This window comes from Hymenobacter oligotrophus (genome assembly GCF_003574965.1).
Taxonomy (GTDB): Bacteria; Bacteroidota; Bacteroidia; order Cytophagales; family Hymenobacteraceae; genus Solirubrum; species Solirubrum oligotrophum.
Genome location: NZ_CP032317.1, coordinates 1,471,818 through 1,493,305, shown reverse-complemented (window position 1 = coordinate 1,493,305; position 21,488 = coordinate 1,471,818). Strand labels below are relative to the sequence as shown.

The window sequence follows — 21,488 nt, the reverse complement described above, 5'->3', positions numbered from 1 at the left end:
TATTCGGCACCAAAGCAAAGATAAGGGCTTTGCCAACTTTGGTGATAAGCAGCGAAGTGGTGTCTTGCTTTCAGATGATTACCTGCGGAAGGCGCCAAGCGAAACGAAGCATGCTTGGCTTGAGCTTACTAGTCTGGTAAAATACATGAAGTAAAGCCGCCCCGGTTTCCCGATGCGGCTTTACAACTCATTTGCTGCTGCCTACTCCCACTCAATCGTTGCCGGCGGCTTCGACGAAATGTCGTACACCACGCGGTTGATGCCGCGCACCTGGTTGATGATGCGGTTCGATACATCGGCCAGGAACTCGTAGGGTAGGTGCGCCCAGTCGGCCGTCATGCCATCCACGCTGGTTACGGCGCGCAGCGCCACCACTTGCTCGTACGTGCGCTCGTCGCCCATCACACCTACGCTCTGAATGGGCAGCAAAATGGTGCCGGCTTGCCATACCTTTTCGTAGAGGCCGGTTTGGTGCAGCGCGTCGATGAATATGGCGTCGGCTTCTTGCAGCAGGCGCACTTTTTCGGGCGTGATGTCGCCCAGGATGCGAATGCCCAGGCCGGGGCCGGGGAAGGGGTGCCGGTGCAAAATGTGGTGCGGCAGACCTAGGGTATCGCCCACCTCGCGCACTTCGTCCTTGAACAACATGCGCAGCGGCTCCACCACTTTCAGGTGCATACGCTCGGGCAAGCCGCCCACGTTGTGGTGGCTCTTGATGGTTACGGCCGGGCCTTTTACCGATACCGACTCAATCACGTCGGGGTAAATGGTGCCCTGGGCCAACCACCGCGCGCCTTCCACTTTGTGCGCTTCGCGGTCGAACACTTCAATAAAGGTGCGGCCAATGGCTTTGCGCTTGGCTTCGGGGTCGGTGAGGCCGGCCAGCGCGGCGTAGAACTCCGCCGACGCATCCACGCCCGTTACGTTCAGGCCCAAGCCTTGGTAGGAGTGGAGCACGCTCTCGAACTCCTCTTTGCGCAGCAGGCCGTTGTTCACGAAAATGCCGTGCAACCTAGGGCCAATGGCGCGGTGCAGCAGCAAAGCCGCCACCGACGAATCGACGCCGCCCGACAGGCCCAGGATTACCTGGTCGTCGGGGCCAATGGTTTGCTGCAGCGCGGCCACGGCGCCGTCCACGAAGTGCTCCGGCGTCCAGTCCTGCGCGCAGCGGCAAATGCTCACCACAAAGTTTTCCAGCAGCTGCTTGCCTTGCGCGGAGTGGGTTACCTCGGGGTGAAACTGAATGCCGAAGGTTGGCTGGTCCTCAATCTGGAATGCCGCCACCCGCACCTCGGGCGTGCTGGCAATAACGTGGTAGTTGGCGGGCAGTGTTTTGATGGTGTCGCCGTGCGACATCCACACCTGCGAGTTCAGGCTGATGCCATGCATGAGCGGGTTCTCGGCGCGCAGGTCGGAGAGGCGCGCCCGCCCGTACTCCCGAATGGTAGCCGGCAGCACCTCGCCGCCAGCCTGGTGGGCCAGCAGCTGCGCTCCGTAGCACACGCCCAGCACCGGCACTTTGCCTAGGTACTTGCTGAGGTCGGGGTTGGGGGCTTCGGGGTCGCGCACCGAGCAGGGGGAGCCCGAAAGCACAACGCCCCGGATGTCCTCAGTGAGGTCCGGGGCGTGCGTGAAGGGGTGGATTTCGCAGAAGACGTTCAGCTCGCGGATGCGCCGCGCTATCAGCTGCGTGTACTGCGACCCGAAATCAAGGATCAAAATCTGTTGAGGCATGGGCAAAGGTAGGGCGCCAGAGCCGAGCTATCCAACCCCTAGGTGCCTGGTTCGCCGCAAAACCCGGCACCCACGCCACGCACGGTTGCAGGCTGCATCGTTCGATAGTACCAAACTTGGATGGTACCAATGGCTTGTTTCAATTTATTGATAAACAGCGGGTACACGGAGTTTTGTCGTTGCATGGTGCGGGCAGAATTAGTTTTTTTACAGAATACCCCCAACTCCGCTTTACCTCCTGTTGCTTGAAAAAACTTCTACTTCTCCTTTTTTGCTCGCCCGTGTTTTCGTGGGCTCAAACGCTGCCCGATAGCACCGCCACCGGCGCCCCGGCGGCTTGGCAAGGTGGCCTGCTTATGGGCCACGATTTGTTTCGGGTGACAAACCCCGAGCCGGGCTTTGTGGTGGGCCAGTACCAGATTATTCCGCGCCTCACCACGCCCTCGGCGGGCTTTCGTATTGGGTTTTGGACGCGCCACAACTTTGGCGGGCCCGAGCGGCGCTGGTTTGTGCAGCCCGAGTTGGCTTATTCGCGCAGCCAAAGCTGGCACCACATCAACAACACCGCCCAGCAGCCCACCACTGGCGACTTCTGGTCGATGGCATCGGCGCAGGATTGGCAGCGGCTTAACGTTGCTGTGCCCGTGGGCTACCGCCTAAGCAAGCGGCTGCGCGTGTTGGGCGGGCCCGTGTTTGCGGTGCGCATCCCAACCGCTTACGAACGCGCCGAGCAGGATTACGAACTGCGCATCGTGAGCAGCATCAACCACAGCATGCGCCGGCACGGCCTAGCGGTGCAAGCCGGCATGGGCTACGAGCTGGGCCGGGTGCTGCTCACGGCACGATACGAGCGCGGCCTCACCAAAGCCGCCACCGAAATAAAGCTCGACAACCGCGAGTACAGCTTTGTGCACTACGTGAGCCAGTTGAGCTTTGGCATGGCACTCCGCCTGCTGCCTTTTAACCCCTAAAACCAGAAAAAACACGCTTGGGTTTGCAAATCCGCGGCCCGGCGTGTTACCTTTGCAACGGCGAATCAGTACGACCAGCTCCTGCTGAACTCCCCCAGGACCGGAAGGTAGCAAGGGTAGGTGGTTGAGCGGTGCGATACTGGTTCGCTTTTTTTTGTCCCTGCCCCAACTACCCGAGGCGAAGGTTCGTTTCCTTCGCCGCCAACAAACGGTTAGCTTTGGGGCATCTTTTGTTTTTAGGGCTTTAAGCTTTTCCGGATGAAGTTTTTCATTGACACCGCCAACCTGAAGGACATTCAGGAAGCCGTGGAGCTGGGTGTGCTCGACGGCGTTACCACCAACCCCTCGTTGATGGCAAAAGAAGGCATCGGCGGGCACGACAACGTAATGGCGCACTACAAGCGCATTTGCGAGCTGGTGGATGGCGACGTTTCGGCCGAAGTAATTGGTACCACATTCGACGAGATTGTGCGCGAAGGCGAAGCCCTGGCCGAGTTGCACCCCAACATCGTGGTGAAAGTGCCCATGATCCGCGACGGCATCAAGGCCATCAAGCACTTCTCCGAAAACGGCATCAAAACCAACTGCACGTTGATTTTCTCGGCCGGCCAAGCCCTGCTGGCTGCCAAAGCCGGTGCTACCTACGTGTCGCCGTTTGTGGGCCGCCTCGACGATATCGGCCACGACGGCCTGCAGCTGATCGAGCAAATTGTGAACATCTTCGGCAATTACGGCTACCCCACGCAAGTGCTGGCCGCCTCGTTGCGCCACGTGCCGCACCTCATTCAGTGCGCCGAAATCGGGGCCGACGTGGTAACCTGCCCGCTCAACGTGATTACGGGCTTGCTCAGCCACCCGCTTACCGACAAAGGCCTCGCCACTTTCCTGGCCGACCACAAGCGCGTAAACGCCTAAATGTTAGACCTGAGAATTGAGATGTGAGACGTTAGACTTTGGTCGAAAGGCCAGTCGGGTCTCACTTCTCATATCTCAGTACTCGGTACTAACTACATGTACATCATCAAAGTCAAAGGCAAGGCCAAGATTCCGGATTACATTCAGCTGCGCGACAACGATTTCGTGCTGATTGCCTACTTCCGCGCCGACCGCCCCCTGAAAGACCTGCACCGCTACGGCCTAGAGGGCAAGGAAGTGGAGTTGGCCGCCGTAATTGAGCAGCTGGAGTTTGGCAAGCTGCAACCCCTGAACCTGTAGCCAGCCTGCCCCGACGCGGCAGCCCGCACGCCCAAAACTTGCTCTAGGTAAGCGGCCGTATGCCTTGGCTGCCACCGCCCATTCCGCTACTTTTCCGAAGCCATGGATAACTCCGCCGTTATTGAGCTCCGCGACGCCTACGTGATGCAGGACGTAAACACCATCCTGCAAAACGTGTCGTTTGAGTTGGGCAAAGGCGAGTTTGCTTACTTGGTGGGCCGCACGGGCTCGGGCAAAAGCTCGTTGCTGAAAACTCTGTACGCCGATTTGCCATTGCACGAGGGCATGGGCACGGTGGTAGGCTACTCGTTGCGCAACTTGGCCCCCGAAAAAGTGCCGTACTTGCGCCGCAAGCTGGGCATCGTGTTTCAGGATTTTCAGCTGCTCTACGACCGTTCGGTGGCCCAAAACCTGCTGTTTGTGCTGCAGGCTACCGGCTGGCGCGACAAAGCCAAAATGAAGCAGCGCGTGCAGGATGTGCTCATGCGCGTGGGCCTAACAGGCGTAACCGGCAAAATGCCCCACCAGCTTTCGGGCGGCGAGCAGCAGCGCGTGGTAATTGCCCGCGCCATGCTCAACGAGCCCATGGTACTGCTGGCCGACGAGCCCACCGGCAACCTCGACCCCGACGTGACTGACGGCATCATGCGCTTGTTTATGGAAATCAACAACGCCGGCACGGCCGTGCTAATGGCTACCCACAACTACGAGCTCATCCGGCGTTACCCCAAGCGCGTACTCCGCTGCGAAGACGGCAAGCTGCGCGTCATCACCAACGACGACCTGCGCGTAACCACCTGGCTGTAGCGCGGCGCCTTGCCTAGGTCGGCTTTGTTGCACTTCGTTTAGCCAACTGCTTCATGCCTGGCCTCTCGGTACTCATACCGGTGTACAACTGCGATGTACGGGCGCTGGCACAGGCGCTGGTAAGCCAGGCTGCGCTGTGGCCTGGCCCCGTGGAGGTGCTTTGCTTCGACGACGGCTCCGACGAAGCGGTTAAGCAACGAAACCGCGAAATTGCCGGGTTGCCGGGTGTGCGCTACCACGAGTTGCCGCATAACCTAGGGCGCGCGGCCATTCGCAACCGGCTGGCTGCCGCGGCGCTGTATCCATGGCTGTTGCTGCTCGATAACAACGTACGCGTGGCCGCGCCCGATTTTTTGGCGCGGTACGCCGATGCCCTTGGCCGCGCGCCGGTGTTGGTGGGCGGCACCGCGTACAGCCCCAATCCACCTTCCGATGCCCGCCACTGCCTGCGGTGGCACTACGGCCGTGCGCGCGAAGCGCGCTCCGCCGCGGTGCGGCAACAGGCACCACATGCGCAGCTCAGCCTGAAAAACGTGCTCATTAGCGCGGCTGTGTTCCGGCAGTTTCCGCTCGACGAAAGACTGCAGCAATACGGCCACGAGGATACCTTACTGGGCTGGCAGCTTGGCCAACAAGGCGTTCCGGTGTACCATTTGCACAACCCCGTGGAGCACGCCGTGCTCGAGCCGGCCGAGGTGTTTCTGCAAAAAAGCCAGGCCGCTGCGCACAACCTGCTGCAGCTCCACCGCGCCTACGGCCTCGGCGCCCGTACCCGGCTGCTGGCCGCCGGCCAGCGCCTGCGGCATCTAGGGTTGGCGGGGCCGGCATTGGCAGCCCTGGCGCTGGCCGAGCCGTGGCTGCGCCGGCAAGTATTGCAACCCAAGCCCAGCTTACGGAGCCTCGATTTGTTGAAGCTGTTGTGGCTGCTGCGTGCTTGGCGGCGCGGCAGCTAAAAACAAAAAAGCCGACCTAGGGGGCCGGCTTTTTTGCAATAGGCGTATGGGTAGTGGGAGCAGTAGCTTAGTCCTTGTCGGTGTTCTTAACCTCCGACTTCACTTCTTTGTAAGCGCCCTTTACGGCGCCGCCAACTTTTTGGCCTACGTTTTTAGCGCTTTGGCCAGCGTCCTTGCCGGTTTCAGCGGCGTCTTTGCCAACCTCTTTGGCGTCGGAGCCAGCGTTGCGGGCCGACTGCTCCAGGCGTACGCCCGAGCCTTTGGCGGCTGCCTCTTCGCGGTTGCCGGTGGCCAGGTCGGCGCCCTGCGACACGCGGGTTTCGGCCTTGTCGTACGATTTAAAGGCGGCGTATTTCAGCTTTTCCTTGGCAATTTCGGCTTTGTCGCCGGTGCTTACATCGCCCTTAATTTGCTCGTACTTCTGGTCGAGGGCACGCCAGTCGGCGTTGATGTTGCGCCAGTCGTTGATGTCGTAGCGGTCTTCGTTCTGCTTCACCATCTGCACGAAGTCTTCGTACGTCTGGCGGGCGTTGGCGGCGGTAAGGCTAGCCGACGGGTTGCTGGGCTTGTAATATTTGCCCATGTTGCCGATGCCCAAAACAGGCTTCATCGAGCTGTTGCCCGCGGCCGAGCTGCCCCCCGTGGTAGTGCTCGTAGCCACGGCCCCGCGGTTACGATAGGTTTCTTCGCGGCGCGTGTAGGCCGTGTTGTAGCGGGTTTTCAGCTGCTCGTACTCCGTTTTGCGCGTATCATCCCAAGTGGCCATATCGGCCTCGGCAGCCGCAACTTTGCTGTCGTAATCGCTCTTGAGCTGGGTGCTTTCTTCGTTGTACTCGGCTTCCGTCAGGTCGCCCATGCTGTCGGCGCGGGCCTCGGTGTTGGCTACAAAGGTTTTGAAGTCGTTGTAGGCATCGTTGGTAGCGGCGCCCGTTTCGGAGGCGGTTTCCTGGCGCTCGGCGCGGTTGCAGCTGGCTTGGCTGAAGGCAAGGCCGCCACCCAGCAACAGCAGGGCGAGGGCGTGCGTGGAAATGGATTTCTTAAACATGATCGTCGGGGTTAGGGTGGGAAGGAAGCCGCGCGCGGCTGCGGCCATCTTGGCCCGCTAAACGCAGGCCATACATAGTAGGTTACGCATGTTTGGCGACTAGGATGCCAGCCTGGCCCGGGTTTTGTGCCACTCATCCTGCGCAAACCCAGAGGTAGCGCTATATTTCGGCTTTTCCACGTTGTTTTGCCGGTTTCTGTGCGTTCCGAAGTGCCCGCGTCACCCGTCCGACTGCTCGATTTACCGGCGCAGCACGCCCCCTTGCAAACCGCCCTCGAGGCCGCCCTGCAGCGCGTTATGCAGGCCGCCGATTTTATTCAGGGTGCGGAGGTTCAGTTGTTTGCCAACGAACTGGGCGCCTACTTAGGCGGCGCCCACGTGGTGCCCTGCGCCAACGGTACCGACGCCCTGCAGCTCGCCCTGATGAGCCTGGGTTTGCAACCCGGCGACGAGGTAATAGTGCCCGCGTTTACGTACGTGGCCTCCGCCGAGGCCGTGGCCGTGCTGGGCCTGAAACCGGTGCTGGCCGATGTTCTGCCTCATACCTTCACGCTCGATCCGGCCGCTGCCGCCGCAGCCATTACCCCCCGCACACGGGCCGTTATGGTTGTGCACCTCTACGGCCAGTGCGCCGACCTAACCGCCCTGCAGCGGCTGTGCCAACAGCACAGTCTCGCCCTCATCGAGGACAACGCCCAGGCCATTGGGGCCACCTGGCAACTGCCCGATGGCTGCTCGGTGGCAGCCGGCACGGTTGGCGAGGCAGGTACTACCTCGTTTTTTCCCTCGAAAAACCTAGGCGCGTTCGGCGACGGCGGGGCCGTACTCACCCACGATGCTGGCCGCGCCGCGCAGCTCTACCAGCTAGCCAACCACGGCCAGCGCCCCGGCCAGAAATACGTTCACCACTGCGTGGGCCTCAACTCCCGCCTCGATACGTTGCAAGCTGCCTTATTGCGCGTGAAGCTGCCGCACCTAGGCGCCTGGACGGCCGCGCGCCAGCAAATTGCCGCCCGCTACGATACCGCCCTAGGTGATTTGCCGCGCTTACGCATACCGGCCCGGCAGGCGGGCAGCACCCACGTGTTTCATCAGTACACGCTTACGCTGGCCAGCCAAACCGAGCGCGCTGCCTTGCAACAGTTTCTGAAGCAGCACGGCGTGCCCTCGGTGGTGTACTACCCAACGCCCTTGCACCTGCAGCCGGCTTACCAACACCTAGGCTACTCGCCGGGGGCGTTTCCGGTGGCCGATCAGCTGTGCCGCACGGTGCTTTCGCTGCCCATTCACCCGGCCATGCCGGCTGCGCAGGTGAGCTACGTAGCGGAGGTGGTGCAAGCCTGGGCGCAAGGTTGAGCGCGGCTGGCACTGTTTTTTCTTGCGCCCGTACAACTCGTCGTCATCAACCCGATTACCACGCACATGACCCGCTCTTTTCTTGGCCTGCTGGCGGGCCTCACGGCACTAGCCGGCCTCACCACCGCCGCCATCAACAAACCGCACCAGGGCTTCAACATTTTCTCCGTCGACCAGGACATTGCCCTGGGGGCGCAGGTGGCCCACCAAACCGATTCGCTCTACCAAGCCAAAGGCCAGCTGCTGTCGCGCGGCAGCAACGCCCGCGCCTACCAGCTGCTCGACGGCGTGGTGAAGCGCGTGCTTGACAACGGCAACATCAAGTACCGTAACCAGTTTGCCTGGGATGTCAAGATCATCAAGGACGACCAGATGCAAAATGCGTTTGCCACGCCCGGCGGCCACATCTACGTGTTTACGGGGCTCATCAAGTTCCTCGATAACGAAAGCCAACTGGCGGGCGTAATCGGCCACGAAATTGCCCACGCCGACCGCCGCCACAGCACCCAGCTGCTGCAGCGCCAGTACGGCATCAGCCTGCTGATGGGGGTGGTGCTGGGCAAAAACCCCAACATGCTCACGCAAATTGCCGCCGGCCTGGGCCAGCTCAAGTTCAGCCGCACCTTCGAGCAAGAGGCCGATAAGTACTCTACCGTGTACCTCAACGGCACGCGCTATTACGCCTGCGACGGCGCCGCGGGCTTCTTCATCAAGGCCGAAAAGCAGGGCGGTGCCCGCTCGCCTGAGTTCCTGAGCACGCACCCCAACCCCGGCTCGCGCGTTACGAGCATCCAGAACAGTGCCCGCCAACTGGGCTGCACCAACCGCTCGGTATCCAATGGCAGCTTCGAGGAGCTCAAGCGCATTCTCTAGGTCGGGCCGTGGCTTTTAGGGCCGAGGGCTCCGCGGCGGTTGCTGCGGAGCCCTCGCGCGTTTATCTTATGATGAACAAGGCTCGTCGGAAGCCGCTTTTTTCGGAGCTTGCGGCGTGTTTGCTGCAAGTACCTCCGGTACCGGCTTGGGCGCGGCTGCCTTGCCGGTTGTTCGTTTTGTGATTTGCGGGGCCGGGCACATTGGCCGGCGCCACGCCGCCTTGGTAGCCCGCAGCCCCGCGGCGCGTTTGGTGGCTCTTATCGACACCGATGCGGCGCTGCACGCGGCCTTGGCAGCCGAGTTTGCGGGGGTGCCGTGCTTTGCCTCGCTCGAGGAGTACCTAGGGCAAGGCCCCGCCGCCGATGTGCTGACCGTGGCCACGCCCAATTATTTGCACGCCGAGCAGGCCACGCAGGCGCTGCGCCACGGCCTGCACGTGGTGGTAGAAAAACCGCTGGCCCTGCGCCGCGCCGATGCCGAAGCCATTGTGCAAACGGCGCAGCAAACCAACCGGCTGGTGTTTGGGGTGATGCAAAACCGTTACTCGCCGCCTGCCGCCTGGCTCAAGCAGGTGTACGACGAAGGCCACCTAGGGCAGATTTACTTGGTGCAAATCAACTGCTTCTGGAACCGCGACACCCGCTACTACCGCCCCGGCAGCTGGCACGGCACGCGCGCCCTCGATGGCGGTACGCTGTTCACACAGTTCAGCCACTTCGTCGATTTGTTGTACTGGGTGTTTGGCGACATCACCAACATCGAGGCCCGGTTCCGCGACTTCAACCACCACGAGCTTACCGAGTTCGAAGACTCAGGCCTTGTGGCGTTCGATCTGGTACGGGGCGGCAGCGGCACCTTGCAATACAGCACCAGCGTGTGGGACCGTAACCTTGAAAGCTCCATTACGGTGGTGGCCGAGCACGGCAGCCTGCGCATTGCGGGCCAGTACATGGACAAGGTGGAGTATTGCCACATCCGCAATTACCAACTGCCCGCGCTGCCCCGCACCAACCCCGCCAACGATTACGGCACTTACCAAGGCAGCGCCGCCAACCACGTGCACCTCATCGAAAACGTGATTGACACCTTGCAGCACCGAACCGTAGCCACCACCAACGCCCACGACGGACTGAAAGTGGTGGAAATCATCGAGCGAATTTACAGCCTGAAGTAGGCGCTACTGCACAAACGTGACGCGCCGGATCAGGCCGTTTTCTACCTCGTAAATGGCCACGGCCTCCAGCACCTGGCCGTTGGGCAGGCCCGTTACGCGCTCGTGGTCGATAACCTTGTTGCCGAGCACCGTGCGGTGCACAATCTGGCAATTCAGGTCGGGCGTTTGGGCGAAAAACTGCCCGTAGCCTTCGCGCAGCTTGGCTATGCCTTTGGAGCGCAGCACAGCCGGAAACGTAAGCAGCTCCACCTGTTCGTGGTAAGTGGCCGCAAAGGCATCGAGGTTGCGGGCGTTGTAGGCCTCCAGTTGGCGCTGCACCACTTGCTCGGCTTCCGACAGCACGGGGGCCGGGGCAGGGGGTGGCGCGACGGGCGCAGCAGGCTGAGCGGGCTTGGCAACCGGTGCCGGCTGCTTGGCCGGGCGTTTTTGGGCGTACACGGCTGAGGCTCCCAACCACAGCAACAAGCAGAGTAAAGCAGGTTTCATGAGGTAACCAGTAGGGGGTAGTGGGTTTGTCAGCGAGGCGCTAATAAACGGGTAAATCGGCTAATATGTAGCGGCAAACCCCAACCCCCGCCTGCCAACTTGGGTAAGATTGGGTACCCGCGGCTGCGTAATCCAAGCCACTCGCCCCATGACCCCCGACGAACAGCAAGCCTACCAAGAGCTTCGCGCGTGGCAGCAGCGCATGCAGCGGCCGCCCTCGGCCCTCAACCGCTTTGCGCGCCACGTGCAAACCCGCCTGAACGCGTTGCTGCCCGAGCGTGTGCACCAAGCACTCACCACGGCTATCAAGCAAATGGTGCGCGGCGTGCTGTTCGGCTCGATGCACACCACGCGGCAACCCCTGCAACACGCGGCCTTGGCCCAGCGCGAGGCCGCGGTGCGCCAGCGCATCAAGTACTACCGCAACACCGCCGCCGCCGAGGGTGCCGTTACCGGGGCGGGCGGGTTTTTGCTGAGCCTGGCCGATTTTCCGCTGCTGCTCGGCATCAAGCTTAAACTGCTTTTCGACATTGCCGCACTTTACGGCCACGACGTGCGCGACTACACCGAGCGCCTGTTCTTGTTGCACGTGTTTCAGCTAACCTTCAGCAGCCAGCAAACCCGCAACGAGGTGTACCAGCGCTTGGCCAACTGGGAGGCCTACCGCCAAACCCTGCCCGCCGATGTCAACGCCTTCGACTGGCGCACCTTTCAGCAAGAATACCGCGACTACATCGACCTGGCCAAGCTGGCCCAATTGCTGCCCGTGGTGGGGGCAGCCGTGGGCCTGCTCGCCAACTACCGCCTGCTCGAGCAGCTCGGCGACACGGCCATGAGCTGCTACCGCATGCGTCGGCTGCCGGCCTCCTGAGCGGCGCCAAGCACCTAGGCGCACCGGGGCGTTTGCACAATCGGCGGTTTGCAGGCTACCTTTGCCCCATCAATTCTTTGCTCTGAAGGATTGTTTTTATACAGAGGCGTGGAGAGACAGGCTCCCTGAAGCGCCGGCAACCCTCCGGATCATCCGGAACGGTGCCAATTCCTGACCATATAAAAACAAGTAGCTGTGGGCTTTTTCTGCCACTTCCCCGTTTCTGGTCTCCACCGTGCTTCTGCACCTCGCTTGCTAAACCGCGCTGCTTTGGCTGCGCATGGGCTTGGCTGCGCATGTTGCTGTTGTTGTTGAGGCCAGCCGGCGCGGCCAGGCCGAGCTGCCACGCCTAAGCGCCAGTGCAGCTACCTAGGGCTTGCTTGACGCCGCGCCCACCCGTTGCGGTAACCATTTTCCTATTTGCCGGTCGGCTGCCCGCCCAGCTGCATTAAGCAAGGGCAGGAGCAGCGCCACGGCGCATTTTCGTTCGCACGTGCAGCAGCGCGTGCACCAACCATTGTATGCTTAAAAAATCATTGGAGCTGCTGCGGCAAGAAGCCGCAGAGAGCGGCACGCACACGCTTAAGCGCAGCCTAGGTCCGTTCAACCTCATTGCCATTGGGGTAGGGGTAATTATTGGGGCGGGCTTGTTCTCGCTCACGGGCATTGCTGCCGCCAACCACACCGGCCCGGCCATCACGTTGTCGTTTGTAATTGCTGCCATCGGGTGTGCCTTTTCGGCCTTGTGCTACGCCGAGTTTGCCTCCATGGTGCCGGTGGCCGGCTCGGCCTACACCTACTCCTACGCCACCATGGGCGAGCTATTTGCCTGGATTATCGGCTGGGATTTGGTGCTGGAGTACTCCGTGGGCGCCGCTACCGTGGCCATTAGCTGGTCGAACTACCTGGGCAAGTTCCTCAGCAAGTACGGCCTCCACGTGCCGCCGCAGCTCATGATGTCGCCGTGGGAAACGGCTACCCTGGCCGATGGCAGCACCGTGAGCGGCTTGGTTAACCTACCCGCCGTGCTCATTGTGCTGGCCATTACGGCCATTATTGCGCGCGGCACGCAGGGCTCGGCGTGGTTTAATGCCATTGTGGTGGCCCTTAAGGTGTCGGTGGTGCTGGTGTTCATTGCTCTGGGTTGGCAGTACATCGACCCGGCCAACTACCACCCGTACATTCCGGCCAACACGGGCACCTTCGGCGAGTTTGGCTGGAGCGGCATTTTGCGCGGGGCGGGCGTGGTTTTCTTCGTGTTCATCGGCTTCGATATTGTGGCTACCATGGCGCAAGAAGCCAAGAACCCGCAGCGCAACATGCCCATCGGCATCATTGGCTCGCTGCTGGTGTGCACGGTGCTGTTCGTGCTGTTCGGCTACGTTATGACGGGCCTCGCCAACTTCACCGTGTTTAAGAACAGCGCCGCGCCGGTGGCCATTGCCATCGAAAAAACACCCTACGGCTGGCTAAGCACGGCCATCATCGGGGCCATTCTGATCGGCTACACCTCGGTTATCCTGGTCGATTTGCTAGGCCAAAGCCGCGTGTTCTTCTCCATGTCGCGCGATGGGCTGTTGCCAAAGGTGTTCTCGCAAATACACCCCAAGTTCCAGACGCCGCTCAAATCGAGCCTGCTGCTGGGCTTGTTCATTAGCCTGTTTGCCGGCTTCGTGCCCATTCACGTGGTGGGCGAAATGTGCAGCATCGGTACATTGCTGGCCTTCGTGATGGTATGCGTAGGCGTGCTCATCATGCGCAAGCGCGAGCCCAACGCGCCGCGCGCGTTTCGCACGCCCTGGGTGCCGGTGGTGCCGGTTTTGGGCATCGTTACCTGCTTGGTGATGATGTTCTCGCTGCCCCAGGACACCTGGATTCGTTTGTTCGTGTGGCTGGCAATTGGCCTGATCATCTACTTCGCGTACGGCAAAAAGAACAGCAAGCTGGGCCAAGGACAGCTGGTGAATTCCACCGTCGAGCCCGTGGGCAACACGGTTGCTTAAGCCTGTGGGCCCTTTGATTACCTAGGGTTTGCCTTTGCTTTTGCCACGGGCCAGCAGCAGCGCTGCTGGCCCGTTGTGCTTTTGCCTGTATTTTGGGCCTGATATTCTTAAGCAATGGAACACGTTTTTCCGCAAGAACCCTACATGATGGCCGCGCCCGCCGCCTCGCGCCGCGCCAAAAAAGCATATCCCACGTACGGCGAAAGCTGGGCGGTGCTCGGCTGGTATCTGCTCGCTTCGGTGGTTGCAGGCATCCCAATGCTGCTGTTGCTCAATTGGCTGCCGAAAGACGACGCCGAGCGCTACGGCCTGGCAATAGCCTCCATAGCGCCGGCGCTGCTGGTTTGGTTTCTGAAGCGCTACGCCGGCCCAAGCCGCGTGGTGCCCGCGAGCTGGCAAAGCCGCTACGATGGCGCCGGGCTATATGCCATTCTTACCCTGGCAGGGGCCGCTCTGCTACTCGTACGCGCTCCGGTGGAGTGGTTGGGCTTGCCAACCTGGGCGCTGCCCAAGGCGTTGCTGCAACTGGCAACGCAACCGTTACTGTCGTTTGTGGTGCTGTGCGTAATGGCGCCGGTATTCGAGGAGTGGCTGTTTCGGGGCGTATTGTTGCCCGGGCTGATGAAAAACTACGGCCCCACCAAGGCCATTCTGCAAACCAGCTTGTTGTTTGGCATTATCCACTTCAACCCGGCCCAGTCGTTGGCTGCGGCTTTGTTTGGTGTGTTTCTGGGGTGGCTGTACTACCGCACGGGCTCGTTGCGGGCCTGCATTCTGGTGCACGCCGTAAACAACTTTATTGCGTGGCTGGGCATATTCATGATTCGCAACGACAAGGACGTGCTTGAGCAGTTAACGAAGTCCGAAGGCCCAACGCTGCCCATGGCCGCGGCTGCCCTAGGTGCTGCCGCGGTGTTGGTGTTGGTGGTGCGCTACCTGCAGCGTCTTACTCGCGAGCCAGCTGAGGACGAAGTGGTTATTGAAACCAATTCGGCGGTTGAGGCAGTGTAGTAAGCGCTGCTTTTGCGCGTGATTAGGCCTGCAAAAAATCCTGGGCCGGACGAAGCTACGCTTTGCTCCGGCCCAGGATTTTTTGCAGCAGCGGCGTGGCTTCGGGCACTGCGCGGGTTGCAAGCGCCAAGCCGCCGTACACCGCGGTAAGCGCCGCCGAGCGGACGAACATTGTCAGCCAAACCGATGTAAAGTTGGGCACCAGCCAGGCTACCACGCCGGCCACGGCCGCAATGCCCAGCAACAGCGGTATGCGCTTGTCGAAGGGCTGCAAGCCATAACTGTGCCACACAAACCACGTGCGCGCCACGTTGATGAGCACCAGCGCCAGTGAGGTAGCCGCTGCCGAGCCACCTAGGCCGTAGCGCGGAATGAGCAACAGGTTGAGCAGCACGGTAAGAACCGCGAGTGTAGCGTTGAATATAAGGTCGTAGCGGTAGCGCGGCGAGGTAACCACAATTAGCCCGTTTACGCCGGTTATGCCATCGAACAAGCGCCCGACCAGCAAAATGAGAACGGCCGCAGCACCGGCAGCGTATTCGGGCTTCATCAGCGAATAAATGAAGTCGAGATTCAGGCCTATGCCCAATGCTAAGTAACAGCCCAACACGGTGTTGAGGCGGGTGGTGCTGCGGTAAAACGCGGCCATGCGCCCTAGGTCGTGCTGTTTCCAATAGTCGGCCAGCAGCGGAAAGGCAATTTTGTAGAGCGAACGGAACGGAATGGTTAGCGCCGTGCTGATGAAAAATGCCACCGAATACACGCCCGCCGCGCCTAGGTTCAGCTTGGAGCCTACCATCAGGGCATCGATGGAGCTAATGACCGTGCCCGAGATATTGGAGAGCAGGGCAAAGCCCCCAAAGCCTAGCAATTCGCGCATGGGCCGTATTTGCAGCACCTCGCGTTGCGGGCGCAAATGCAACTCGCCTATAGCCGCCAGGTAAGCCGTGAGCAGCAGGGTTATGCCGCTGTTCAGGCCGATGTAAAGCAACACAAACTGATGGAACGTGAGCAGGCCCGCACCAAACGCCAGCGCCGCACCCGCCACGAGTAGGCGCAACAATACCTCTTGCACAAACGACGAAAAAGCCGTGTGGTACAGGGCTTTCAGGTAAGCATCCTGCAGCGAGTAGAGGAGCGTGAACAACGCCAGCACCACGCCCCATTGGTAATAAGGCCCGAGCAGAGCCGCGTCGGAAGCGTACTGCTCCATTACCAAGGGCTTGCCCCCTAGGTAGAGCGCCGTCATCAGCGCAAAGCCCAGCAGGGGCAGTCCCAGCAAAAACGGCAGGAAACCGTGGTGACCGGCTTCGCGGTTGCGGAAGTACGGGAAAAACCGGATGCCCATGCTCGCAAAGCCCACCGCCGACAACTGCGCGTAGATGGTGGCGATGGAAATGAGCACCCGCGTGAGGCCCAATTGCTCATCTTCGAGAATGCGGGGCAACACGAAAACCGTGTTGACAAAGCCCAGCCCCAGGCCGATGTAGGATATGATGGTATTGCGCAGCCCTTGGCGCCGGACGATGCCCAAAATTCAGTGCAGAGTTGACAGGTGGCGGTTGTCAGGCCGGCGTAGGGGCAAACCGGGCCAACACATCGGACCCCACCACAAACGCGGCATGACGGCCACGAAGGTAGCGCACCAACGCGTGGAACTGCTTGGGGCCGTTGCGGTGATTGCGCCGCGAGAAATTTTCGTTGTGCCACAGCAGGGTAAACACCCCACCAAAACGCTCTATTTCGGCCAGCATGGGCCGCACAGTGGGCAGAATTTCCTCGGGCCCAAGCTGCAGGTAATTGGGGTGGTGCAGGGTAGCGTCCATCAGGTTCAGCGGAATCTCCAGAAACCGATGGCAGCCGCCCGTGGCAAAGTTGTAGGGCCAAAAGGGCAGGCAGTAGCTGTGCCGAAAGCCAAAATGTTCGGCAAAACCTAGGGTGGTATCGAACTGCACGCCGGCCGCGTCGAGCACGGCGGGGGTGCTTTGCGGCTCCCAGCTCAGGTAGTGAAAGCGGTTGCCCCGAATGGGCGGCGGCAGTTGGCTTATCTCGCGCTGCAGGGCTTCGGGGCTGGTGCTGGTGCCAATGCTGCCGTGCACGCCAATTTCGGCCCCGCCCGAGCGCAGCCGCTGCAAGCAGCGCTGATAGCGGGGATGGCGCACGTCGTAATCGGCGTTGGGCGTGCCGTTGGGGGCGGGCTTGGGGTTGCCAAGCATGAAAAACGAGGACGTTTGCCCGTGCACGGCCACCTCGCGCTGCACCGCGTCAAGGTTATCCCAGGCATCGCGCCCGCCTAGGCGGCGCGTAAGCAACGATACAAAAGTGCCTACCTGGCCGGCGCGCAGGGCCTTTTTGCCTTCGGCTTTCCAGCCGCTGCGGCAGTTGTCCACGTCGTGGGTAATCCAGCAGGCAAACGGTGCGTGTTGTGGCCACGCGCGCCGGGGCAGTGCGTGGCCAAGCACGTGCTCCACGGCGGTGCGCAGCAAATCGAAATAGTAATTGACGACCGGTACCGTTACAAATTGGTAGCGCTGCTGCACGCTTGCCCGGTACGGAAAGCGCCCGTGGTGGTCGCGCTCGGGCGAGTAGTACTCTTGCCAACCGCTGAGCAAGTAAAACGCGTTGGCAACCACATCGGCATGGATGGTAGCGCGGCCCGGCTCCAGCGTGATTAGCTCGGTGGGTAGTTCGGGCTGAAAGAAGAACGGCAGCCGGCACCCCGCCCACTCGCGCCACAAGGGCTCGGCAGGGTAGGGCTCGGCTTGTTCGAAAAAGGAGGTTTGCTCGGCCTCAACCTGAACCGTTGCCTCGGGGTTCAGCCCGCCGTAACCGATATGCAGTGGCGCCGCCTCGTAAGCCATCCAAAAATGCCGCAGCACGTAGGCCAGCATGTTTTGCTGGCTCTGGCGTGCAGCAACGGGCTGCTTAGGCGTGGTTGAGGTAGCGGTTGGCATTGGGCTAAAGTAACGCCTTTGCCCTGGGTTTGCCAGCGTTGAGCTTGGTCATTTAGTGTATAACTAACAACTGGTCAATAGGTTATCTTAGCCATAAATCTAGCCTCTGCAGGGCCAGCTCTTGGCTGTGGCCTTCGTGCGCAGTGCCGAGGGTGGCGCAGTAATACGCCGCGCGCTGATAATGCTCGAGAGGTTTGTGTTGGGCGTAACGGTTCAGCAACTCGCCCAGCTCCGGCAAGCCGAAGGCCCGATCGATCAAGCCATGCGCGGCGTAGCCGTAGTAGTCGTCGGCTACGCCGTGGTTGCTGAAGCGGTAGTACAAGCTGACTAAGTTGAGCAGGGTCGCCTCGAGGTGCGTGGAGGTGTCGGCGGCAATCAGCGCGTCGTGCTGCTGTAGAAACTCAAACACCGACTCCTGCCGCGCATCCGAAAAGCGCAGCTGCGGAAACCGCTGGCGCAACTCGGCAAAGCTGCGCGGGTCGCTGGGGTGGGCCCGAAAAGTAAAGCTGAGGTGCGGGAAGTTGCCGAGCAGGTACTCCAAGGCGGCCAGCAGCCCGGCGCTATCGTCGAGGGTGTTGGCGGCAATGGCTACTCGCTGTACCCTAGGTTGCTGGTTGCGTCGCCGAATGAAAGCATCGGCCTTGGGCATGCCCACCAGTTGCACCTGGCCCCGCACCGGCCCGCACTGGCGGTATTTATCCAATGCATCCTGCCCTTCGAGCAAGCTCAAATCGAAACCTAGGGGCGGGAAGTTGGTGCTCACACTCGCGTGCTGTACGTAGGCCGTCGGTACGCCTTCGGCTATGCAGGCCAGCAACAGGGCCCGGGCGTCGTCGTTGTGGTCGTTGGCAAATACCACGGCCCTCGGCCGGTAATGCCGCAGCGCCCGTCGGTACACCTCGTAGTAGCCAATGGCGTTGAAGACCAGATCGAAAAAACGCCAGGCCCCAGGTCCTTCGCTGCGCCACAAGCCCAGGAGCACTTCGGGCAGTTGCCAGTAATAGAGTACCTTACGACGTAAGGAGAGGCGATTTACCTGCTGGTTGTAGCGGCCGATTTGCTTGGCTTGGCCAGCCACGAGCACAGCATCGGAACGGTGCTCCCGAATAAAGCGCAGCGAGTCGTAGTTGTTTTGGCTCACCACGTACAGCCACACCGCGCCACGCAACTGCTCGGGGTTGCGGATGGGCCGAAACATATTGCCCACCAGCCGCACCGCCGTATAGCCGAGTACTTTGGCCAAGCGCTTCAGCGGGTTGGCCGGCGAAATAGGCTCGAGGGTGGTGGCGGGCAACGAAGCAAACAGCGGCGTAAAGCGCAACTGCAGCGCATCGCGCAGGCGGGCAACCCGGGTGGTAGGTGGCCAAACCGGCATTAGAGCACGTCCCAGGTGAGCGGCGTACCAGCTTTCAGGTCGTGGCGAGCCGTGCGGCCGAGCACCTGGTCGTAGAACCTAGGTGCCAGTCCGTCGCCGGGGCGCACCACCCGAATGTTGTCGGCCGTGAACGGTTCGCCGAATCGGATGTCCTTCGCCACGTAGATGGAACGCTTAAACAAGCGGCTTTTTTCTTCGGCGCGCTGCACGCCGTACTGCACGTTGCCCAAGGCTTGCCAAGCGCGTTCGGTTTCCGTAACCAGTTGGGCAACTTCTTCGGGCTCAAGCGAGAAGGCCGAATCAACGCCGCCATCGGCACGGCGCAAGGTCACGTGCTTTTCCACCACGCAAGCACCTAGGGCCACGGCGGCTACGGCGGCACCCACGCCCATGGTATGGTCGGAGAGGCCCACCAACGCATCCGGAAACAGCTGCTGCAAGTGCGGAATGGTGCGCAGGTTGGTGTTTTGGGGCGTTGAGGGGTAGGTGCTGGTACATTTCAACAGCACTAACTCTTTGCAGCCAGCACTGCGCAGCACATCTACAGCTTCGGCTACCTCGGCCAATTTGCTTGCGCCGGTGCTCATAATCACGGGCTTGCCGGTGGCAGCTACGCGGCGCAGTAGGGGCCAATCGGTGTTCTCGAAAGAAGCAATTTTATAAGCCGGCACGTCGAGCGTTTCCAGAAAATCGACTGCCGTTTCATCGAAAGGCGAGCTGAAAGCCAACATGCCGTGTTGCCGGGCGCGGTCGAATAACACTTGGTGCCACTCCCAAGGGGTGTGGGCCTCCTCGTAGAGCTCATACAGCTCGCGCCCGTACCACAACGATGTCGGGTCGTCGATGCGGTAAGCCCCGCGTAGCGTCATGGTTTCGGCGGTATACGTCTGCAGCTTAATGGCGTGCGCACCCGCTGCGGCCATGGCATCGACGATGGCCAAGCCGCGCTCGAGCGACTGGTTGTGGTTGCCGCTAAGCTCGGCAATGATGAGGGGCGGCTGATCGGGGCCAATCAGGCGGGAGCCAATCTGTATGTTCATTCCGCTGAGGCAGGCAAACAAGTGGAAACCGACGTGCAGCACCTGGCGTCTGCTTTGCAGAGGGCAGAGGCTAATACGCAGCCGGTTGGGGTAAATGTCCGGGTGCTGATAAGTAACGGGAGGCTTAATAAACCCACGCAAAAGTAAGCGATTCGGGGTGCGTTGCCGCGGCCGTTGGTAGCTCAGCAAACCCCGCCCGCCGGAACGACTTCAAGGAAGCCTCGTTCCGGAGTTGCACGTGGCCCAACACCCGCTGCACCTGTGGCCGGAGCTGGTGTAGTGCCTCGGTGCCGGCAGCTAGCAGCGGCGCCGACAAGCCACGGCCGCGGTGTTCGGCGGCTATTTGGTAGCTGAGCGTGGCCTCGGTGCCAGCAATGGCAAACCGAATGAGACCTAGGGCCGTGTGAGTGGCATCGTCCTCGGCGATGAGCAGAACCGCCTCGGGATTGTTGAGGCGGCTCGTAAACCAAACGTCGTGCTCGGCGCGCTCAATCGGGTTGGGGTTGAAGGAGAACTGCCGCACGGTTGGGTCGTTGCTCCAGGCAAACAGCAAATCGGAGTCGGCTGCGGTTGCCAGCCGTAAGCGAAACGTGGGTGCAGGCAACAGCAGCGCCGCAAACGCTTGGTGCAAGCGCTGCGGAGCTAAGCCATCGAACTGCCGGCGCTGTGCATGGCGCATTTGCTCGGCTAAGCGGCCGGCCTCGGGCGAGGTAAGCACATTGGTAGCCGCATGGAACGGCAACGCCAGGCCCGAACTGCGCAAAAACAAATCGATGTCGTGCTGATTGTCGGCTACTGGCTGCACAAACAGCAGGCCGCCCCCGGCCGCGCAATACTCGTAGCTGATGGTGCTGGGCGAGCAAACGGCCGTGCCGCATTGTTGCATGAGGGCGCACATCTCGGCCGCTCCTAAATTTCGGTGCAGCAGCAGACGTGGTTGATCGTTGGCCCAGCTTTGCAGGGCATCCCAACCGGCAAAGGCGCTGCCCACCACGGCGTGTACCTGTTGTATGGGCTCGAGCTCAAGCAGCATATGCGTAATGCGCTGGGTTTGCTGCGTAGGGTCGGCGCCACCTAGGCACACCAGCACCGTGTGGGCCGATGCATCTGTTGGGGTTGGTTGTTGGGCTGCCTGCTGAAAAACCGGACGCAGCGGCGCGTGGCGTGGGCCCGAAAGCACTTGCGCGCCGGGCTGGCGTAGCTCGTAATCTTTGGCCGAAATACCGCCAGCCGGGTTAAGGATGAGGTCGGCGGCTTGCGGAAAGCTATGCAGGTCGTCGATGTAAACCAGGCGAGCTACGTGGGGGCGTACGGCTTGCTGGTAGTTGAATTCGAACCCGTAGCCGTCGAGCACTAGCACGTCGGTGGGCTGTAGTACCTGCTGCGCCAGCCAAGCCGGTTCGCCCTCGTACGGCATAGGCGGCGCTTCTACCACCTCGTCGCAGGCAGCGCGCAGCAGCTGCATCAGCTCGGCCCAAGGCTCCTGCACCACAAATACCGTTGGGTACTGCTGGCCCAGGATGTCGGCCAACGCCAGCAGCCGCATTACGTGGCCCAAGCCGATGCGCGGGTTGCCATCGGCACGAAATACCAACCGGGGCGAAGCAGGAGCAGCCATAG

The 21,488-nt window shown here is 61.2% G+C and carries 19 protein-coding genes, 1 other RNA gene and 1 riboswitch; of the genes, 12 read left to right on the top strand and 8 right to left on the bottom strand.

Annotated elements, in window-relative coordinates; translation table 11 throughout:
- Positions 1 to 201: 201 nt before the first annotated feature.
- The gene (gene guaA / locus D3Y59_RS06320; RefSeq protein WP_119444279.1) at positions 202 to 1,734 is read right to left on the bottom strand and encodes a glutamine-hydrolyzing GMP synthase; all 1,533 of its coding nucleotides are present in this window, start codon (positions 1,732 to 1,734) and stop codon (positions 202 to 204) included.
- A 281-nt stretch (positions 1,735 to 2,015) separates the two neighbouring features.
- Between guaA and D3Y59_RS06315 the strand changes: the two genes are divergently transcribed.
- From D3Y59_RS06315 to D3Y59_RS06290, 6 genes are all read left to right on the top strand, one after another.
- Entirely contained in the window at positions 2,016 to 2,705 is a 690-nt protein-coding gene (locus tag D3Y59_RS06315) for an outer membrane beta-barrel protein (RefSeq protein WP_119444278.1), read from the top strand.
- A 57-nt stretch (positions 2,706 to 2,762) separates the two neighbouring features.
- An RNA gene (gene ffs / locus D3Y59_RS06310) (signal recognition particle sRNA small type) lies at positions 2,763 to 2,859 on the top strand.
- A gap of 104 nt (positions 2,860 to 2,963) precedes the next feature.
- A complete protein-coding gene (gene fsa, locus D3Y59_RS06305) occupies positions 2,964 to 3,620 on the top strand; it encodes a fructose-6-phosphate aldolase (protein WP_119444277.1) in 657 nt (218 codons plus the stop codon).
- Positions 3,621 to 3,716: 96 nt separating this feature from the next.
- Positions 3,717 to 3,920 (top strand): fructose-6-phosphate aldolase, encoded by a 204-nt coding sequence (locus D3Y59_RS06300; protein ID WP_119444276.1) that lies wholly within the window; start codon positions 3,717 to 3,719, stop codon positions 3,918 to 3,920.
- A gap of 102 nt (positions 3,921 to 4,022) precedes the next feature.
- A complete protein-coding gene (locus tag D3Y59_RS06295) occupies positions 4,023 to 4,727 on the top strand; it encodes a cell division ATP-binding protein FtsE (protein WP_119444275.1) in 705 nt (234 codons plus the stop codon).
- Positions 4,728 to 4,780: 53 nt separating this feature from the next.
- Entirely contained in the window at positions 4,781 to 5,680 is a 900-nt protein-coding gene (locus D3Y59_RS06290) for a glycosyltransferase family 2 protein (RefSeq protein WP_119444274.1), read from the top strand.
- Between the two features lie 67 nt (positions 5,681 to 5,747).
- On the opposite strand, the gene D3Y59_RS06285 is transcribed toward D3Y59_RS06290, so the two are convergent.
- The gene (locus D3Y59_RS06285; protein WP_162910597.1) at positions 5,748 to 6,725 is read right to left on the bottom strand and encodes a DUF6565 domain-containing protein; all 978 of its coding nucleotides are present in this window, start codon (positions 6,723 to 6,725) and stop codon (positions 5,748 to 5,750) included.
- A 198-nt stretch (positions 6,726 to 6,923) separates the two neighbouring features.
- On the opposite strand from D3Y59_RS06285, the gene D3Y59_RS06280 reads away from it, so the two are divergent.
- From D3Y59_RS06280 to D3Y59_RS06270, 3 genes are all read left to right on the top strand, one after another.
- Positions 6,924 to 8,081 carry a DegT/DnrJ/EryC1/StrS family aminotransferase gene (locus tag D3Y59_RS06280; protein WP_240410554.1) on the top strand — a complete coding sequence of 386 codons (1,158 nt, stop codon included), beginning with the start codon at positions 6,924 to 6,926 and terminating at the stop codon, positions 8,079 to 8,081.
- A gap of 66 nt (positions 8,082 to 8,147) precedes the next feature.
- A complete protein-coding gene (locus D3Y59_RS06275; RefSeq protein WP_119444272.1) occupies positions 8,148 to 8,954 on the top strand; it encodes a M48 family metalloprotease in 807 nt (268 codons plus the stop codon).
- 160 nt (positions 8,955 to 9,114) lie between these two features.
- Complete coding sequence (locus D3Y59_RS06270; protein ID WP_119446355.1) at positions 9,115 to 10,128, top strand: Gfo/Idh/MocA family protein; 1,014 nt, start codon at positions 9,115 to 9,117, stop codon at positions 10,126 to 10,128.
- Between the two features lie 3 nt (positions 10,129 to 10,131).
- On the opposite strand, the gene D3Y59_RS06265 is transcribed toward D3Y59_RS06270, so the two are convergent.
- The gene (locus tag D3Y59_RS06265; protein WP_119444271.1) at positions 10,132 to 10,614 is read right to left on the bottom strand and encodes a nuclear transport factor 2 family protein; all 483 of its coding nucleotides are present in this window, start codon (positions 10,612 to 10,614) and stop codon (positions 10,132 to 10,134) included.
- A gap of 148 nt (positions 10,615 to 10,762) precedes the next feature.
- Here D3Y59_RS06265 and D3Y59_RS06260 point away from each other — a divergent pair, with 148 nt between their 5' ends.
- From D3Y59_RS06260 to D3Y59_RS06250, 3 genes are all read left to right on the top strand, one after another.
- Complete coding sequence (locus D3Y59_RS06260; RefSeq protein WP_119444270.1) at positions 10,763 to 11,485, top strand: EcsC family protein; 723 nt, start codon at positions 10,763 to 10,765, stop codon at positions 11,483 to 11,485.
- A gap of 93 nt (positions 11,486 to 11,578) precedes the next feature.
- A riboswitch (SAM riboswitch) is annotated at positions 11,579 to 11,671 on the top strand.
- 335 nt (positions 11,672 to 12,006) lie between these two features.
- A complete protein-coding gene (locus tag D3Y59_RS06255; protein ID WP_119444269.1) occupies positions 12,007 to 13,488 on the top strand; it encodes an amino acid permease in 1,482 nt (493 codons plus the stop codon).
- 114 nt (positions 13,489 to 13,602) lie between these two features.
- Positions 13,603 to 14,499, top strand: a complete 897-nt coding sequence (locus D3Y59_RS06250) for a CPBP family intramembrane glutamic endopeptidase (protein ID WP_119444268.1) — start codon at positions 13,603 to 13,605, stop codon at positions 14,497 to 14,499.
- 55 nt (positions 14,500 to 14,554) lie between these two features.
- Here the strand turns inward: D3Y59_RS06250 and D3Y59_RS06245 are convergent, their stop codons facing one another.
- The 5 genes from D3Y59_RS06245 to pseG form a co-directional block, all read right to left on the bottom strand.
- Positions 14,555 to 16,033 carry an oligosaccharide flippase family protein gene (locus D3Y59_RS06245; protein ID WP_119444267.1) on the bottom strand — a complete coding sequence of 493 codons (1,479 nt, stop codon included), beginning with the start codon at positions 16,031 to 16,033 and terminating at the stop codon, positions 14,555 to 14,557.
- Between the two features lie 31 nt (positions 16,034 to 16,064).
- A complete protein-coding gene (locus D3Y59_RS06240) occupies positions 16,065 to 17,453 on the bottom strand; it encodes a polysaccharide deacetylase family protein (protein WP_119444266.1) in 1,389 nt (462 codons plus the stop codon).
- 82 nt (positions 17,454 to 17,535) lie between these two features.
- A complete protein-coding gene (locus tag D3Y59_RS06235; protein ID WP_240410553.1) occupies positions 17,536 to 18,828 on the bottom strand; it encodes a glycosyltransferase family protein in 1,293 nt (430 codons plus the stop codon).
- Positions 18,828 to 19,868 carry a pseudaminic acid synthase gene (gene pseI / locus D3Y59_RS06230; protein ID WP_119444265.1) on the bottom strand — a complete coding sequence of 347 codons (1,041 nt, stop codon included), beginning with the start codon at positions 19,866 to 19,868 and terminating at the stop codon, positions 18,828 to 18,830. Before pseI ends, D3Y59_RS06235 begins: the two co-directional genes overlap by 1 nt.
- A 124-nt stretch (positions 19,869 to 19,992) precedes the next feature.
- Positions 19,993 to 21,486, bottom strand: coding sequence for a UDP-2,4-diacetamido-2,4,6-trideoxy-beta-L-altropyranose hydrolase (gene pseG, locus D3Y59_RS06225; RefSeq protein WP_119444264.1), 1,494 nt, complete (start codon positions 21,484 to 21,486; stop codon positions 19,993 to 19,995).
- Between the last annotated feature and the right edge of the window lie 2 nt (positions 21,487 to 21,488).

Coding starts and splice junctions, on each gene's coding strand:
- guaA (WP_119444279.1), bottom strand. CDS start 1,734: ATGCCTCAACAGATTTTGATCCTTGATTTCGGGTCGCAGTACACGCAG.
- fsa (WP_119444277.1), top strand. CDS start 2,964: ATGAAGTTTTTCATTGACACCGCCAACCTGAAGGACATTCAGGAAGCC.
- D3Y59_RS06300 (WP_119444276.1), top strand. CDS start 3,717: ATGTACATCATCAAAGTCAAAGGCAAGGCCAAGATTCCGGATTACATT.
- D3Y59_RS06295 (WP_119444275.1), top strand. CDS start 4,023: ATGGATAACTCCGCCGTTATTGAGCTCCGCGACGCCTACGTGATGCAG.
- D3Y59_RS06290 (WP_119444274.1), top strand. CDS start 4,781: ATGCCTGGCCTCTCGGTACTCATACCGGTGTACAACTGCGATGTACGG.
- D3Y59_RS06285 (WP_162910597.1), bottom strand. CDS start 6,725: ATGTTTAAGAAATCCATTTCCACGCACGCCCTCGCCCTGCTGTTGCTG.
- D3Y59_RS06275 (WP_119444272.1), top strand. CDS start 8,148: ATGACCCGCTCTTTTCTTGGCCTGCTGGCGGGCCTCACGGCACTAGCC.
- D3Y59_RS06265 (WP_119444271.1), bottom strand. CDS start 10,614: ATGAAACCTGCTTTACTCTGCTTGTTGCTGTGGTTGGGAGCCTCAGCC.
- D3Y59_RS06260 (WP_119444270.1), top strand. CDS start 10,763: ATGACCCCCGACGAACAGCAAGCCTACCAAGAGCTTCGCGCGTGGCAG.
- D3Y59_RS06255 (WP_119444269.1), top strand. CDS start 12,007: ATGCTTAAAAAATCATTGGAGCTGCTGCGGCAAGAAGCCGCAGAGAGC.
- D3Y59_RS06250 (WP_119444268.1), top strand. CDS start 13,603: ATGGAACACGTTTTTCCGCAAGAACCCTACATGATGGCCGCGCCCGCC.
- D3Y59_RS06240 (WP_119444266.1), bottom strand. CDS start 17,453: ATGCCAACCGCTACCTCAACCACGCCTAAGCAGCCCGTTGCTGCACGC.
- D3Y59_RS06235 (WP_240410553.1), bottom strand. CDS start 18,828: ATGCCGGTTTGGCCACCTACCACCCGGGTTGCCCGCCTGCGCGATGCG.
- pseI (WP_119444265.1), bottom strand. CDS start 19,868: ATGAACATACAGATTGGCTCCCGCCTGATTGGCCCCGATCAGCCGCCC.
- pseG (WP_119444264.1), bottom strand. CDS start 21,486: ATGGCTGCTCCTGCTTCGCCCCGGTTGGTATTTCGTGCCGATGGCAAC.